Raw genomic sequence first — 15,203 nt, 5'->3', positions numbered from 1 at the left:
TAATGTATTGCTAGTTACTAGTTAAAACATTTTATATGCCTGATAAAAAGACAGATTTAGTGCTTATCAAGTTGATATTTTTGCTGTTTTCATAATATCTATGGCGATGTATACAGGCTTTCAAGTCATACCCAATATTCACTTCAGTTTTTACATCGCTCAGATAAAAACTTTCTTAATAAGTATTGTGTTTTATATTCCTTTTTCGACACGAATGAGTGGCCTCTCAAAAAAATAGCTAAAGTGATCTCTTCAACAAACAAAACGCAGACTATCTATTTATAATATCTAATCAAACGGATAAGAAATATCTAGATATTTTGTTAACCAGAAAACTCTGCATTTTAATTTCATTAATTCAACTAAACTGCCCTACCAGCAGCCACACCAGATGCCCAGGCCCATTGGAAGTTAAACCCACCTAGCCAACCGCTGACATCCATCACTTCACCGATAAAAAACAGGCCGGGGACCTTTATGGCCTCCATGGTTTTGGAGGACAGTTCATGGGTATCCACGCCGCCAAGGGTGACTTCGGCGGTGCGATAACCTTCGGTGCCATTCATTAAGACTGTCCAGCGATGTAGATCGTCGACTAATTTGGCACGCTCTGCATGAACCAGCTGATTTAAGGCTTTGTTGAGTAAAGCCTCATCAAATAACACTTCCACCAGCCGCTTAGGTAACCACTGACTTAAGGTATTACGCAGACTCTGTTTAGGATGTGTGGCCAGCTGTTGATCTAAAGCCTGCGCGGCATCCATATTGGGTAATAGATTGATTTCTATAGTTTCGCCTGCTTTCCAATAGTTGGAAATTTGCAAAATGGCGGGGCCAGATAAGCCTCTGTGGGTAAAGAGCAGGGCTTCGCTAAAGGCGGTGCCATCTTTGGCGGTAATACGGCTAGGGACGGCAATGCCCGACAGCGGTTCGAAGCGAATTTTATCTTCGCTGTGCCAAGTAAAAGGCACCAGACCCGCGTGAGTTGGCAACACCTTAAGCCCAAACTGCTCGGCCAATTGATAGCCGTAGGGTGTGGCGCCGAGTTTTGGCATTGATAAACCGCCGGTGGCGATCACTAAGGAGTCACAACTTAACTCGCCATTTGAGGTGTTTAGCTCAAAACGGCCAGCCTCGGTTTTGCTCACTGCCAGAATATCGGTGCGAAGTTTAATGCTCACGCCAGCCCATTCACATTCGGTCAGCAGCATAGTAACTATCTCTTTGGCCGAGTCATTACAGAATAGCTGGCCATGATCGCGCTCATGGTATTCAATGCCGTGGCGCTCAACCAGTTCGATAAACTGCTGCGATGGATAACGCGCCAATGCGGATTTAACGAAGTGTGGGTTGCCACAGATAAAGTTGGCGGGTTCGACTTTCAGGTTGGTAAAGTTACAACGGCCGCCACCGCTGATAAGGATTTTACGCCCAGCCTGCTTGGCATTATCGAGTACAAGCACATCACGACCTCGGTAACCCGCTGTCGCAGCACACATTAATCCTGCGGCGCCGGCTCCGATAATAATTACATCATGATGTTTCACACTCATACTCCAGTCGATAAATTAATTTGGCTATTGCCATCATCCCAAATAGTTCAAAGACTGAGTGACAGTATTGGTCTTTGATATTGGGGTAGATATTCCGCGTTCAGCATCCAGCCTTAATGGATACAGCCAATGCAGACTGCTGCCAGTACATTAAGGCGATAGCGATCGGACATAAAAAAGGGCGCTATTTTAGCACCCTTTATTTTATTCAGCATCATCACAACCCGCGCTTTATTGCGCTGGCGTTTCTGATTTCTTTTCTCTGCTGAGCAGTTCTTTGGCGGCATCCAAGGGCGCTTTGCCTTGGTATAACACTTGGTAGATTTGCTCGGTGATCGGCATTTCGACGCCCATGCGCTTCGCTAGGGTAAACACTTCTTTAGTATTGCGATAACCTTCAACCACTTGGCCGATTTCGGCCTGGGCGGTATCCACATCGCAGCCTTTACCTAAGGCTAAACCAAAGCGGCGGTTACGGGATTGGTTGTCGGTACAAGTCAACACTAGGTCGCCTAATCCAGCCATGCCCATAAAGGTGGCGGTACTAGCGCCTAAGGCTTCGCCTAAGCGAGTTAACTCGACTAAACCACGGGTAATTAACGCCGTTCTGGCGTTGGCACCAAAGCCAATACCGTCGGACATGCCAGCGCCAATCGCGATAACGTTCTTCACCGCGCCGCCTAATTGCAGGCCGATAAAGTCGTCGTTAGCGTAAACACGTAAGCGTTTAGGGCTGTGCAGCAATTCCACTAGCTCAGCGGTAAATTTCGGACAGGTGCCCGCAACCGAAATCGCCGTAGGTAACCCCATGGCTAATTCCTTCGCGAACGTCGGCCCTGACAATACCGCCAGCGGATATTGCTCCCCTAACACATCACGGGCCACATCTTGCAGCAAACGTCCGGTTTCAGGCTCGAGTCCTTTGGTCGCCCATACGATGCGAGCATCTTGGCGTAACAAAGGTTTCGCTTGGGCCAATACCGAGCCAAACACATGGCTAGGTACCACAACCAGCACATTATTGCTGGCCGCTAAGGCTTTAGCTAAGTCGGCTTCGATATGTAAACACTCGGGGAAGGCAATACCAGGCAGGAATGCTTGGTTGCATTTGTCCTGAGCAAGCGTTTGCATATGGGCAGGTTCGTGCCCCCACAACAAGGTCTTATGACCATTGCTGGCTAAAGAGATGGCAAGGGCGGTGCCATAAGAGCCCGCCCCTAACACCGTGATATCGGCAGAGTTTTTCATGTAATTAAGCGTTAGCTTCTTCGGCTGCTGGTGCAGCTGCGGCGGCTTGACGTTGTTGCACGTATTGTGCGAACAGAGCGTCGAAGTTTACTGGTGCTAAGTTCAGTTGTGGGAAAGTACCACGACCCACTAAGCTACCTACAGCTTCACGCGCATATGGGAATAGGATGTTAGGGCAGTATGCACCTAATGAGTGAGCCAGTTGTGGCTCAGTCAGACCTGCGATTGAGAAGATACCCGCTTGTTGTACTTCACACAGGAATGCAGTTTCGCCAGCGTTTTGTGCAGTCACAGTCAAAGACAGAACCACTTCGTATACGTCGTCGGCTAATTTAGCGCTGCGAGTGTCTAAATCTAACTTAACTTCTGGACTCCATTCTTTTTGGAATACAGCTGGGCTGTTAGGTGTTTCGAAAGAAACATCTTTAGTGTAAACACGTTGGATGTTGAATTGTGGGGCTTGTTGTTCGTTGTTTGCTACTTCAGCCATAATTTCCTACCTATCCTATCAATGTTATGCCAACACTTATCTGGTTGGCTTTTTTGTCTATTTAGCTGGGCTTATGCTTTGATGCCTGAATGAGATCTCAGTACCGTCCCAACGTTCCCTTAACGGGGTACTTTTGAAGTCAATCTAAATACTTAATTTAAGCCCTTAGTGACCACAGGATTAGTATGCCAAACAATGATGACGCAACTGCTGCACAATCAATTAACTATGCAGCACAGCGCATAACTGCCGCCGACAACTTATCTTTTGCTTTTTGAAACAGGCATATTCGCTGCCTGCCATTCACCCATACCACCTTTCAAGTTATACAGGTTTTCAAAACCTTGTTTACTTAAAAGCTGAGCCGCTTGAGACGAGGTCATGCCAGCATTGCATACCAGTATAATGGGACTGCCTTTGAACTTTTCAAGGGCTGAAACCTGATTATTTTTGATATCCGCAAGCGTAACGTTAACTGCATCAACAATATGGCCCTTACGGAACTCGTCATTTGAACGCACATCCACGACTTTAGCGTCTTGTCTGTTCACCATAGTGGTGAGTTCTTGATGAGTGACATTTTTGATTTTAGAGAAGCTCGATTTGATCACACTGACCACAAGCATTACAAACAAACCCACCCAAGCCAGACTTAGCATAGTGTGAGCCTTAAAAAATTCGATATATTCTTGCATGGTTACAGCCCGTATAAATGGCGAAAAATTCGATAAGGGCACAGAGTATACCCATTGCCTTGGCAGATTGCAGCAGTTTAGTCACAGTTCTAGAACACAGCTCAGCCCTTGCGCCATCTCGCTTCTCTTGGCGCTCACAGAATCTGCTCAAATAGCGATTCGATGACCTTAATCTAGGTAAAGCGCTTTTTCGTACCCCGCTTACGTAGTAATATTTAACCAATTTCAGATTTCTTTAGCTTCCTTAAACTTTAAAGGTATCACCATGACGACAACTAAACGTCCAATCGCGTTGTTGATCCTCGATGGCTGGGGTTACCGTGAAAATACGCATATGAATGCGATTTACCACGCCAACACTCCAGTACTCGACCGTCTCAACGCCCAATATGCCCACGGTTTAATTTCAGGTTCAGGCTTAGATGTAGGCTTGCCCGATGGGCAGATGGGGAACTCTGAAGTAGGCCATATCAACTTAGGTTCTGGCCGAATTGTTTACCAAGAGCTGACCCGTATCAGCAAAGCCATTGCAGATCATGAGTTTGAGCAAAACCCAGCCCTTTGCGATGCCGTCGATGCGGCAGTCAAAGCTGGCGGTGCAGTGCACATTATGGGTCTGCTCTCTCCAGGTGGTGTACACAGCCATGAAGAGCATATCGAAGCCATGTGCCGTATGGCCGTTGCTCGCGGTGCCACTAAAGTGTACTTACATGCCTTCTTAGATGGTCGCGATACCCCACCTCGCAGCGCCAAAGGCAGCCTAAGCCACTTTGATGATCTGTTTACTACATTGGGCCATGGTCGTATCGCCTCGATTATTGGTCGTTACTTTGCCATGGACCGCGATAATCGTTGGGACCGCGTGTCTCAGGCTTACTCACTGATCACCCAAGGCAAGGCGAAGTTCCAATACGATAACGCAGTGACCGCGTTAGAAGCCGCTTACAGTCGTGATGAAAACGATGAGTTTGTGTCGTCTTCAGCCATTACCGATAGCGAAGGCAAGGTTGCCAGCTTGAACGATGGCGACGCGCTGATTTTCATGAACTTCCGCGCCGACCGTGCTCGTCAAATCACCCGTAGCTTTATCAATGCCGATTTCGACGGTTTTGAACGTGCGGTGACGCCAAAGGTTAACTTTGTAACGCTGACCGAATACGCGGCCGATATCAAGGCGCCTATCGCTTATCCTTCTGAAAACCTAGTGAATACCTTAGGTGAAGTGCTGCAAAACCGTGGCCGTACTCAGTTACGTATCTCCGAAACTGAAAAATACGCCCATGTGACCTTCTTCTTCAACGGCGGTAAGGAAGAGCCATTCAACGGTGAAGATCGCATCCTGATCAACTCACCTAAAGTGGCAACCTACGACTTGCAGCCTGAGATGAGCTCAACCGAGCTGACGGATAAGTTAGTCGCGGCGATTGAATCCGCTAAATACGATGTGATTATCTGTAACTACCCGAACGGTGATATGGTGGGTCATACTGGCAACTTCGATGCGGCGGTTAAAGCCTGCGAAGCTGTCGATGCCTGTATCGGCCGCGTAGTCGATGCGCTGGCGAAAGTGGGTGGCGAATGTATTATTACCGCCGACCACGGCAACGCCGAGCAGATGACCGACGAGACCACAGGCCAAGCCCATACGGCGCATACCAGTGAACTCGTGCCCTTTGTGTTTGTTGGCCGTGACGCCACCATAGACGAAGGCGGTAAACTGAGCGATGTCGCCCCAACGATTCTGCACCTGATGGGTGAAACCATTCCCGCAGAGATGACGGGTAAGCCCTTAATCCACGTAAAAGAGTAGTTGTTACCTAGTGAGCACTCGACTCCCCGTTAAAGCCAGCATTATTGCTGGCTTTATGATGTTATCTTTCTCGGTCTACGCTTCTGATTTGGAGAAGCGTCAGTCCGAGTTGAAATCCATCCAAGCGCAAATCAACCAACAACAAAGCGCGCTCAAAAACACCAGTAAACAGCGGGAAAAGTTACTCGCTTTGCTGCGTAGCGATGAAGAGGCGATTGCTGCAGCAGCCAAAAAGGTCAATAGCACCAAAAACAGTTTGGCGCAGATTGATACTAAGCTCGCCGAACTCAAACAACGCCAAGAAGAGTTAGAAACCCTTAAGGTTAGCCAGCAAAAAACGCTCTCAAAACAGCTCTCGAGCGCCTATCTTGCTGGTAACCACGATTACACTAAGATGATGCTGAATCAGCAGAGTCCCGCCACGATTGAGCGGATGTTGGCCTATTACCAATACCTCAACAAGGCACGCATGAACTCGATTAACGAGTTAAAAAAAACCATCACCGAACTAGATGAAATTAAAGTCTCGCAAACCAGCAAGCAAAAACAATTAACTAAGCTGATGGCCGAGCAACAAGTGCAATCTAAGCGCTTGAACCAAGAACAAGATCAACGCCAGCTCACCCTAAAAGAATTACAGCGCACCCTGAATACCAAGGGCGCCGAACTCGAACAACTGCAAATTGAAGAGGCCAGCTTAAAGCGAGTGGTTGAACAAGCGCTCAAGGCGATGCGTGATAACCCCTCGATGGAAGGCTTCGATAAACAAGGCGGCAAACTCAAATGGCCAACTAAAGGCCGTGTCAGTGCCAGCTTTGGCAGCCCGAGATCCGGCCAAGTGGTGTGGAAAGGCACTATGCTCTCAGCACCCGAAGGGCAAAATATTCGCGCGGTTTCTGGCGGTAAGGTCATCTATGCAGACTGGCTAAAAGGCTTTGGTATGGTGATGGTGATAGACCACGGTAAAGGTTATATGAGCCTCTACGGCCATGCGCAGGCCCTGTTAAAAAGCCCTGGGGACATGGTCAAAACCGGTGACGCTATTGCTTTAGTCGGACGTTCGGGTGGACAGACTGAGCCTGGCCTATACTTTGAAATAAGGTATAAGGGGCAAGCGGTCGATCCAGCCAAGTACTGTCGTTAATCAGTACTGTCGCTAAGGTGGCCGTCCCCATCATCACAGGGGACGGCTATGAAACAACTAATCCGCAATATCGTCTGCCTTGGACTCGGCCTAAGCCTAGGCCTGTCCATTAGCCTCTCCAGCCAAGAGAATGCCAAGTCATATCAGAGTGACTTCGACTACCCGCTATTGCAGGATGTATTAGAAACGGTCGAAACCTATTACGTTAAAACCGTTTCCAAAGATGAGCTGGTGCAAGCCGCCATTAAAGGGATTTTTGAGCATTTAGATCCCTATTCCAGCTTTTTAAATCACCAAGAGTTACTCGACTTAAAAGACTCCAATCGGGGCGAATACTTCGGCTTTGGTTTTGAAGTCGCCAGCGATAAAGACCATATCAGCATTATCGCGCCCTTTGCTAATTCCCCCGCCGAACAGGCCGGTATCCAAGCGGGCGATATTATTATCAAGCTGAATAACACACCAACGACCGAAACCAATCTTGCGGATATTCTTAATCAAATCAAACAACATAGTCTGAGTAATCAGAGTATTCACCTCACCCTGAAGCATCATAATGATGACGCTCTGTTCGAGGTATCACTCAAACCTAGCACTATCACCATTCAATCTGTCACTAGCAAATTACTGGATGGCAATATCGGCTACATTAGGCTCAGTAGCTTTCAAGAGAACTCCACCGAGGATATGGTGCGCAGTTTAAGCCAGTGGCAAAACGCGCATCTCACGGGCTTGATTTTAGATTTACGCAATAATCCCGGCGGCTTACTGGATCAGGCAATCAAAATTGCTGACCTCTTTTTAGCGAAGGGCCGAATCGTCTCGACCTCTGGCCGCTTCTTCGATGCCAATTCCGACTATTACGCCTCACCGCAAACCATGTTGACCAATGTGCCTATGTTAGTGCTGATCAACAAAGGCTCGGCCTCCGCCTCCGAAGTGCTCGCCGCGGCTCTACAGGAAAATGGCCGTGCTAAACTGCTCGGCGAAACCAGCTTTGGCAAAGGTACGGTACAAAGCCTTATCCCCATACTGAACGACGGTAATGCCATCAAGCTCACCATCGCCCAGTACAACACGCCAAGAGGGGAAAACATTCACAATATCGGCATAGTGCCCGACATTAAAGTTGTAACCGAAACTGGTTCCAATCAAAAGAATATGGCTATAATCGACGCCATCTCAGCACGAACCGATGTTAGCCAAGACAGCCTAGTGACCTCTGCTATCGCTTGGATGCGACATCATGACTAATAAGAAGAAATAGTGCGTCTATTTTACATATTGACCCTTTGGGCCCTGTGCATTGCGCCAAGCAATGCGGCTCAAATTGCCTTGATCATCGATGATATTGGCTACCGACACACCGACGAAGCCGTGCTGTCACTCCCAAGCACCGTCACCTTGTCGGTGCTGCCACACACACCGCTCAGTAATAAATTAGCCAAAGCCGCGCACGCCAAAGGCCATGAGATTATGCTGCACTTACCCATGCAGGCTCTCAATGGTAAAGCCCTAGGTGTTGGTGGTTTAACGAATAATATGAGCGAAGCACAGATACGTAGCAGTGTACTTGCAGCCATCGCCAGTGTGCCCTTTGCTAAAGGCGCCAACAATCATATGGGAAGCCTGCTAACGCAGCTCGATGATCCTATGCTATGGGTGATGGAAACGCTAAAGCAGAAGCAGCTCTACTTTGTCGATAGTATGACAACCAAGTTTACTAAGGCGGGAGATAAAGCCGATTTACTCGGCGTGCCACTGCTACGACGCCAACTCTTTCTCGATAATGACGTCAGTGCCGCAGCGCTGGAAAAACAGTTTAATTTGATGATTAGTCAGGCTCACGCGCAAGGCAGTCTGGTGGCTATAGCCCATCCTTACCCCGAAACCATTCACTTCTTAAAAACGAACTTAGCGCGCCTAAAGGCGGAAGGGATTGAGCTAGTGCCGACATCAAACTTGTTGCCCATCGAACTAGCCCATGAGAAAGGCGCTAATCCAACTGTAAGACAGAAATAGTCATATCAGGCAGCAGTGCCAGCAGCTCATTTCGATTACTAACAATGTCCTGCAGGCTGTATTGATCGAGCACATTTAAATACGCCTCAACGGCTTGGGCTAACACGCCCTTCAACTGACAGGCGGGAGTGAAACGGCAGTAAGGTTTGCTGCAATCAATCGGTGCCAGAGAGTTCTCTAACGCACGGATCAGCTGTCCAAGGTTAATCTCGCTCGCCGGTTTCCCTAAACGAAATCCACCCATTTTGCCGCGTATGGTTTCCAGATAACCTAACTTGCCTAAGTGGTGCACAATCTTCGAGACATGATTTGGCGACAAATCGAAGACCTCGGTAATCTCTGCGATCCTAAAAAGGGTTGTTCTATCGGGCTGAACCGCCAGATACATCAGCGTGCGAACACCAAAGTCGGTATAGCGTGTTAACTGCATAATTCACCTGTCAGCAATAAACTATTGAGATGTTTGAGATTCAAGGTTTGTGATCAACCAGAGCGCCTCTTCGTTTGAATCCCCACAGACATCTAAAGACGCTTCAAAATCACTACAAACCGCAGGACGATCAGGCGAGCCGAAAATCAAACATAAATTGTCATCACTGAGCTGCACACAGCGCTCTCCAGCCGCCTTACCATTTGGCATACCAGGGATCCCACTGCTGATTGAAGGTGCAATACAGCAAGCACCGCAACCTAGACGACAATTCATTTTATTACTCGTAAAAATTGGTAAACATTATACCGTTTAATTTATCTGAGGGCAGAAACACAGTTCAATACTGCCAAGTGGCGCACAACCACCTCACCCACAAATGAAAAACTGACCTGTCCAGCCGTAAAAACTAGCAGTCTATCATAAAGAAAACCGCTAAACCCTTTTAATAAAAAGAGTGGTTTCAGAATAACTTACATAAATGAGACAGAGTAAAACACCGCTGAAAATGAGTCTGAGCAGATTTATCCAGCGTGTAAACGAAAAAAGCCTCATCTTTCGATGAGGCTTATCTCTTTGTGTTGGCGGAGCGGACGGGACTCGAACCCGCGACCCCCGGCGTGACAGGCCGGTATTCTAACCAACTGAACTACCGCTCCAACTCTGTCTGGTCATTGACCAAATTAGGTGCTTGGCGATGACCTACTCTCACATGGGGAGACCCCACACTACCATCGGCGCGATTGCGTTTCACTTCTGAGTTCGGGATGGGATCAGGTGGGACCACAATGCTATTGTCACCAAGCAAATTTGTTATTCACTACCCGTCTTATCTCACGCAGGCAGTAAATTAAATTCGGAAAGCTGGTTTGAGTTACACTTCTTAAGTGTTTGTATTCAAGCTAAGTACTCTTAGCAAAACCCATCTGGGTTGTATGGTTAAGCCTCTCGAGTCATTAGTATCAGTTAGCTCAACGCCTCACAACGCTTACACACCTGACCTATCAACGTCCTAGTCTCGAACGGCTCTTTAGTGGACTTAAAGTCCAAGGGATGACTCATCTTGGGGCTCGCTTCCCGCTTAGATGCTTTCAGCGGTTATCGATTCCGAACATAGCTACCGGGCAATGCCATTGGCATGACAACCCGAACACCAGCGGTTCGTTCACTCCGGTCCTCTCGTACTAGGAGCAACTCCCCTCAATCATCCAACGCCCACGGCAGATAGGGACCGAACTGTCTCACGACGTTCTGAACCCAGCTCGCGTACCACTTTAAATGGCGAACAGCCATACCCTTGGGACCGACTTCAGCCCCAGGATGTGATGAGCCGACATCGAGGTGCCAAACACCGCCGTCGATATGAACTCTTGGGCGGTATCAGCCTGTTATCCCCGGAGTACCTTTTATCCGTTGAGCGATGGCCCTTCCATTCAGAACCACCGGATCACTATGACCTACTTTCGTACCTGCTCGACGTGTCTGTCTCGCAGTTAAGCTGGCTTATGCCATTGCACTAACCGTACGATGTCCGACCGTACTTAGCCAACCTTCGTGCTCCTCCGTTACTCTTTGGGAGGAGACCGCCCCAGTCAAACTACCCACCAGGCACTGTCCTTAACCCCGATTAGGGGCCCAAGTTAGAACATCAACACTACAAGGGTGGTATTTCAAGGACGACTCCACGAGAACTAGCGTTCCCGCTTCAAAGTCTCCCACCTATCCTACACATGTAGGGTCAATGTTCAGTGCCAAGCTATAGTAAAGGTTCACGGGGTCTTTCCGTCTAGCCGCGGGTATACGGCATCTTCACCGCAATTTCAACTTCACTGAGTCTCGGCTGGAGACAGCGTGGCCATCATTACGCCATTCGTGCAGGTCGGAACTTACCCGACAAGGAATTTCGCTACCTTAGGACCGTTATAGTTACGGCCGCCGTTTACCGGGGCTTCGATCATGAGCTTCTCTTGCGATAACCCAATCAATTAACCTTCCGGCACCGGGCAGGCGTCACACCGTATACGTCATCTTGCGATTTTGCACAGTGCTGTGTTTTTGATAAACAGTTGCAGCCACCTGGTATCTGCGACTGCCGTCAGCTTAGGGAGCAAGTCCCGTCACCAACAGCAGCGTACCTTCTCCCGAAGTTACGGTACCATTTTGCCTAGTTCCTTCAGCCGAGTTCTCTCAAGCGCCTTGGTATTCTCTACCCGACCACCTGTGTCGGTTTGGGGTACGATTCCCGCTAACCTGAAGCTTAGAAGATTTTCCTGGAAGCATGGCATCAACTACTTCATCCCCTTGGGGACTCGTCATCAGCTCTCAGTGTATAGTGACCCGGATTTGCCTAAGTCACCCACCTACCACCTTAAACGCGGACTACCAACGCCGCGCTAGCCTAGCCTTCTCCGTCTCTCCATCGCAGTTAGCGGAAGTACAGAAATATTAATCTGTTTCCCATCGACTACGCCTTTCGGCCTCACCTTAGGGGTCGACTCACCCTGCCCCGATTAACGTTGGACAGGAACCCTTGGTCTTTCGGCGAGGGGTTTTTCACCCCCTTTATCGTTACTCATGTCAGCATTCGCACTTCTGATACCTCCAGTGTGGGTTACCCCTTCACCTTCAACGGCTTACAGAACGCTCCTCTACCGCGCAACCCTAATGGATTGCACCCGTAGCTTCGGTGGTATGTTTAGCCCCGTTACATCTTCCGCGCAGGCCGACTCGACTAGTGAGCTATTACGCTTTCTTTAAATGATGGCTGCTTCTAAGCCAACATCCTAGCTGTCTAAGCCTTCCCACATCGTTTCCCACTTAACATACACTTTGGGACCTTAGCTGACGGTCTGGGTTGTTTCCCTTTTGACGACGGACGTTAGCACCCGCCGTCTGTCTCCCGGATAGCACTCTTTGGTATTCGGAGTTTGCAAAGGGTTGGTAAGTCGGGATGACCCCCTAGCCTTAACAGTGCTCTACCCCAAAGGTGTTCGTCCGAGGCGCTACCTAAATAGCTTTCGAGGAGAACCAGATATCTCCCGGTTTGATTGGCCTTTCACCCCAGCCACAAGTCATCCGCTAATTTTTCAACATTAGTCGGTTCGGTCCTCCAGTTGATGTTACTCAACCTTCAACCTGCCCATGGCTAGATCACCGGGTTTCGGGTCTACGCCTTGCAACTAAACGCGCAGTTAACACTCGGTTTCCCTACGGCTCCGCTATTCGCTTAACCTCGCTACAAAACGTAAGTCGCTGACCCATTATACAAAAGGTACGCAGTCACGGTCTCAAGAACCGCTCCCACTGCTTGTACGTATACGGTTTCAGGTTCTATTTCACTCCCCTCACAGGGGTTCTTTTCGCCTTTCCCTCACGGTACTGGTTCACTATCGGTCAGTCAGGAGTATTTAGCCTTGGAGGATGGTCCCCCCATATTCAAACAGGATATCACGTGTCCCGCCTTACTCGTTTTCATCAAAGGTTAGTTTTCGTGTACGGGGCTATCACCCTGTGCCGCTGGACTTTCCAGACCATTCCACTAACACCCCTCTGACTTAAGGGCTAATCCCCGTTCGCTCGCCGCTACTAGGGGAATCTCGGTTGATTTCTTTTCCTAAGGGTACTTAGATGTTTCAGTTCCCCTCGTTTGCCTCGCAACGCTATGTATTCACGTTACGATGACCGCTTATGCGGCCGGGTTCCCCATTCGGACATCGTTAGCTCAAATGCTTGTTACTAGCTCGCCAACGCTTTTCGCAAGTTACTACGTCCTTCATCGCCTCTGACTGCCAAGGCATCCACCGTATACGCTTAGTCGCTTAACCATACAACCCAAATGAGTTTCACATCACTTGAGCCGTTGCGACCAGCTGGTTTTACTTGTCTCATCTTCGACCAAGAAGATGGACTCGCCTTAGACTTGAATATTCAAGACACTTAAAAAGTGTTTTAAGAACTCAATTTTTCGTATTAACACAACGACAGACATCATTGTATTAATTACTATCAGCTTTCCAAATTGTTAAAGAACAATGCTTACCGGCAAGCGGTGCATTTCGCTCTCCCTTCCCTTTCGAGAAGTTCAACAAGCCATCTGTGTGAACACTCAACAAACATCGAGTTAGTCGTATAGGTAAGGAGGTGATCCAGCCCCAGGTTCCCCTAGGGCTACCTTGTTACGACTTCACCCCAGTCATGAACCACAAAGTGGTGAGCGCCCTCCCGAAGGTTAAGCTACCCACTTCTTTTGCAGCCCACTCCCATGGTGTGACGGGCGGTGTGTACAAGGCCCGGGAACGTATTCACCGTGGCATTCTGATCCACGATTACTAGCGATTCCGACTTCATGGAGTCGAGTTGCAGACTCAATCCGGACTACGACGAGCTTTGTGAGATTAGCTCCACCTCGCGGCTTTGCAACCCTCTGTACTCGCCATTGTAGCACGTGTGTAGCCCTACTCGTAAGGGCCATGATGACTTGACGTCGTCCCCACCTTCCTCCGGTTTATCACCGGCAGTCTCCCTAGAGTTCCCGCCATTACGCGCTGGCAAATAAGGATAGGGGTTGCGCTCGTTGCGGGACTTAACCCAACATTTCACAACACGAGCTGACGACAGCCATGCAGCACCTGTCTCAGAGTTCCCGAAGGCACTAAGCTATCTCTAGCGAATTCTCTGGATGTCAAGAGTAGGTAAGGTTCTTCGCGTTGCATCGAATTAAACCACATGCTCCACCGCTTGTGCGGGCCCCCGTCAATTCATTTGAGTTTTAACCTTGCGGCCGTACTCCCCAGGCGGTCTACTTAATGCGTTAGCTTGAGAGCCCAGTGTTCAAGACACCAAACTCCGAGTAGACATCGTTTACGGCGTGGACTACCAGGGTATCTAATCCTGTTTGCTCCCCCACGCTTTCGTGCCTGAGCGTCAGTCTTTGTCCAGGGGGCCGCCTTCGCCACCGGTATTCCTCCAGATCTCTACGCATTTCACCGCTACACCTGGAATTCTACCCCCCTCTACAAGACTCTAGTTTGCCAGTTCGAAATGCAATTCCCAGGTTGAGCCCGGGGCTTTCACATCTCGCTTAACAAACCGCCTGCGCACGCTTTACGCCCAGTAATTCCGATTAACGCTTGGACCCTCCGTATTACCGCGGCTGCTGGCACGGAGTTAGCCGGTCCTTCTTCTGTAGGTAACGTCACAGCTGCAAGGTATTAACTTACAACCTTTCCTCCCTACTGAAAGTGCTTTACAACCCGAAGGCCTTCTTCACACACGCGGCATGGCTGCATCAGGGTTTCCCCCATTGTGCAATATTCCCCACTGCTGCCTCCCGTAGGAGTCTGGGCCGTGTCTCAGTCCCAGTGTGGCTGATCATCCTCTCAGAACAGCTAGGGATCGTCGCCTTGGTGAGCCATTACCTCACCAACTAGCTAATCCCACCTAGGTTCATCCAATCGCGGAAGGCCCGAAGGTCCCCTCCTTTCCCCCGTAGGGCGTATGCGGTATTAGCAGTCGTTTCCAACTGTTATCCCCCACGACTGGGCAGATCCCTAGGCATTACTCACCCGTCCGCCGCTCGCCACCTCATAAGTAAACTTACTTGTGCTGCCGCTCGACTTGCATGTGTTAGGCCTGCCGCCAGCGTTCAATCTGAGCCATGATCAAACTCTTCAATTAAAAGTTTTTTTGTTTAACTCGCGTTAAACGACTCAATGAATTCTGATTTGTTGTTTCAACTCGAAGTCAAAACAAACTGTACATATTGCTATGAACACTCATTCATTGATGTAAATTTTGATTACTCGCCAAATG

10 protein-coding genes, 1 tRNA gene and 3 rRNA genes are annotated in these 15,203 nt (G+C 49.0%); 4 read left to right on the top strand and 10 right to left on the bottom strand.

Annotation, left to right across the window (positions count from 1 at the left end; translation table 11 throughout):
- Window positions 1-362: 362 nt before the first annotated feature.
- The 4 genes from K0H60_RS00495 to K0H60_RS00480 form a co-directional block, all read right to left on the bottom strand.
- A complete protein-coding gene (locus K0H60_RS00495; protein ID WP_220056935.1) occupies window positions 363-1,547 on the bottom strand; it encodes a BaiN/RdsA family NAD(P)/FAD-dependent oxidoreductase in 1,185 nt (394 codons plus the stop codon).
- A gap of 237 nt (window positions 1,548-1,784) precedes the next feature.
- Complete coding sequence (gene gpsA / locus K0H60_RS00490) at window positions 1,785-2,801, bottom strand: NAD(P)H-dependent glycerol-3-phosphate dehydrogenase (protein WP_220056934.1); 1,017 nt, start codon at window positions 2,799-2,801, stop codon at window positions 1,785-1,787.
- Between the two features lie 4 nt (window positions 2,802-2,805).
- Window positions 2,806-3,291 carry a protein-export chaperone SecB gene (gene secB, locus K0H60_RS00485; RefSeq protein WP_220056933.1) on the bottom strand — a complete coding sequence of 162 codons (486 nt, stop codon included), beginning with the start codon at window positions 3,289-3,291 and terminating at the stop codon, window positions 2,806-2,808.
- 260 nt (window positions 3,292-3,551) lie between these two features.
- A complete protein-coding gene (locus tag K0H60_RS00480; RefSeq protein WP_011620881.1) occupies window positions 3,552-3,986 on the bottom strand; it encodes a rhodanese-like domain-containing protein in 435 nt (144 codons plus the stop codon).
- A gap of 265 nt (window positions 3,987-4,251) precedes the next feature.
- On the opposite strand from K0H60_RS00480, the gene gpmM reads away from it, so the two are divergent.
- Genes gpmM through K0H60_RS00460 form a run of 4 tightly spaced genes read left to right on the top strand, consistent with a single transcriptional unit; the run spans window position 4,252 to window position 8,962 of the window.
- The gene (gpmM, locus tag K0H60_RS00475) at window positions 4,252-5,796 is read left to right on the top strand and encodes a 2,3-bisphosphoglycerate-independent phosphoglycerate mutase (protein ID WP_220056932.1); all 1,545 of its coding nucleotides are present in this window, start codon (window positions 4,252-4,254) and stop codon (window positions 5,794-5,796) included.
- A 10-nt stretch (window positions 5,797-5,806) separates the two neighbouring features.
- Entirely contained in the window at window positions 5,807-6,940 is a 1,134-nt protein-coding gene (locus K0H60_RS00470; protein WP_220056931.1) for a murein hydrolase activator EnvC family protein, read from the top strand.
- A 48-nt stretch (window positions 6,941-6,988) separates the two neighbouring features.
- The gene (locus K0H60_RS00465) at window positions 6,989-8,194 is read left to right on the top strand and encodes a S41 family peptidase (RefSeq protein WP_220056930.1); all 1,206 of its coding nucleotides are present in this window, start codon (window positions 6,989-6,991) and stop codon (window positions 8,192-8,194) included.
- Between the two features lie 12 nt (window positions 8,195-8,206).
- Complete coding sequence (locus K0H60_RS00460) at window positions 8,207-8,962, top strand: divergent polysaccharide deacetylase family protein (RefSeq protein ID WP_220056929.1); 756 nt, start codon at window positions 8,207-8,209, stop codon at window positions 8,960-8,962.
- Here K0H60_RS00460 and K0H60_RS00455 read toward each other — a convergent pair.
- The 6 genes from K0H60_RS00455 to K0H60_RS00430 all read right to left on the bottom strand — a co-directional run bounded on the left by K0H60_RS00455 (window position 8,937) and on the right by K0H60_RS00430 (window position 15,068).
- Entirely contained in the window at window positions 8,937-9,392 is a 456-nt protein-coding gene (locus K0H60_RS00455; protein WP_011620877.1) for an Rrf2 family transcriptional regulator, read from the bottom strand. The two genes, K0H60_RS00460 and K0H60_RS00455, sit on opposite strands and share 26 nt — an antisense overlap.
- A 21-nt stretch (window positions 9,393-9,413) precedes the next feature.
- Window positions 9,414-9,668, bottom strand: coding sequence for a YkgJ family cysteine cluster protein (locus K0H60_RS00450; RefSeq protein ID WP_011624688.1), 255 nt, complete (start codon window positions 9,666-9,668; stop codon window positions 9,414-9,416).
- A gap of 306 nt (window positions 9,669-9,974) precedes the next feature.
- Window positions 9,975-10,051, bottom strand: a tRNA-Asp gene (locus K0H60_RS00445).
- Window positions 10,052-10,081: 30 nt separating this feature from the next.
- A 5S ribosomal RNA gene (rrf, locus tag K0H60_RS00440) occupies window positions 10,082-10,197 on the bottom strand.
- Between the two features lie 130 nt (window positions 10,198-10,327).
- Window positions 10,328-13,216, bottom strand: a 23S ribosomal RNA gene (locus K0H60_RS00435).
- Between the two features lie 309 nt (window positions 13,217-13,525).
- Window positions 13,526-15,068 (bottom strand): 16S ribosomal RNA (locus K0H60_RS00430).
- Together the 16S, 23S and 5S rRNA genes with 1 tRNA gene alongside form the textbook arrangement of a ribosomal RNA operon.
- Between the last annotated feature and the right edge of the window lie 135 nt (window positions 15,069-15,203).

The sequence above is a fragment of the Shewanella mangrovisoli genome (assembly GCF_019457635.1).
Lineage (GTDB): Bacteria > Pseudomonadota > Gammaproteobacteria > Enterobacterales > Shewanellaceae > Shewanella > Shewanella mangrovisoli.
The sequence above is the reverse complement of the archived record's forward strand: the minus strand, read 5'-3'. Positions and strand labels throughout refer to the sequence as shown.

What these genes read in the sequence shown, in the direction of transcription:
- K0H60_RS00450 (WP_011624688.1), bottom strand. Translation starts at nt 9,668, where the DNA reads ATGAATTGTCGTCTAGGTTGCGGTGCTTGCTGTATTGCACCTTCAATC.
- K0H60_RS00465 (WP_220056930.1), top strand. Translation starts at nt 6,989, where the DNA reads ATGAAACAACTAATCCGCAATATCGTCTGCCTTGGACTCGGCCTAAGC.
- K0H60_RS00455 (WP_011620877.1), bottom strand. Translation starts at nt 9,392, where the DNA reads ATGCAGTTAACACGCTATACCGACTTTGGTGTTCGCACGCTGATGTAT.
- K0H60_RS00480 (WP_011620881.1), bottom strand. Translation starts at nt 3,986, where the DNA reads ATGCAAGAATATATCGAATTTTTTAAGGCTCACACTATGCTAAGTCTG.
- secB (WP_220056933.1), bottom strand. Translation starts at nt 3,291, where the DNA reads ATGGCTGAAGTAGCAAACAACGAACAACAAGCCCCACAATTCAACATC.
- gpmM (WP_220056932.1), top strand. Translation starts at nt 4,252, where the DNA reads ATGACGACAACTAAACGTCCAATCGCGTTGTTGATCCTCGATGGCTGG.
- gpsA (WP_220056934.1), bottom strand. Translation starts at nt 2,801, where the DNA reads ATGAAAAACTCTGCCGATATCACGGTGTTAGGGGCGGGCTCTTATGGC.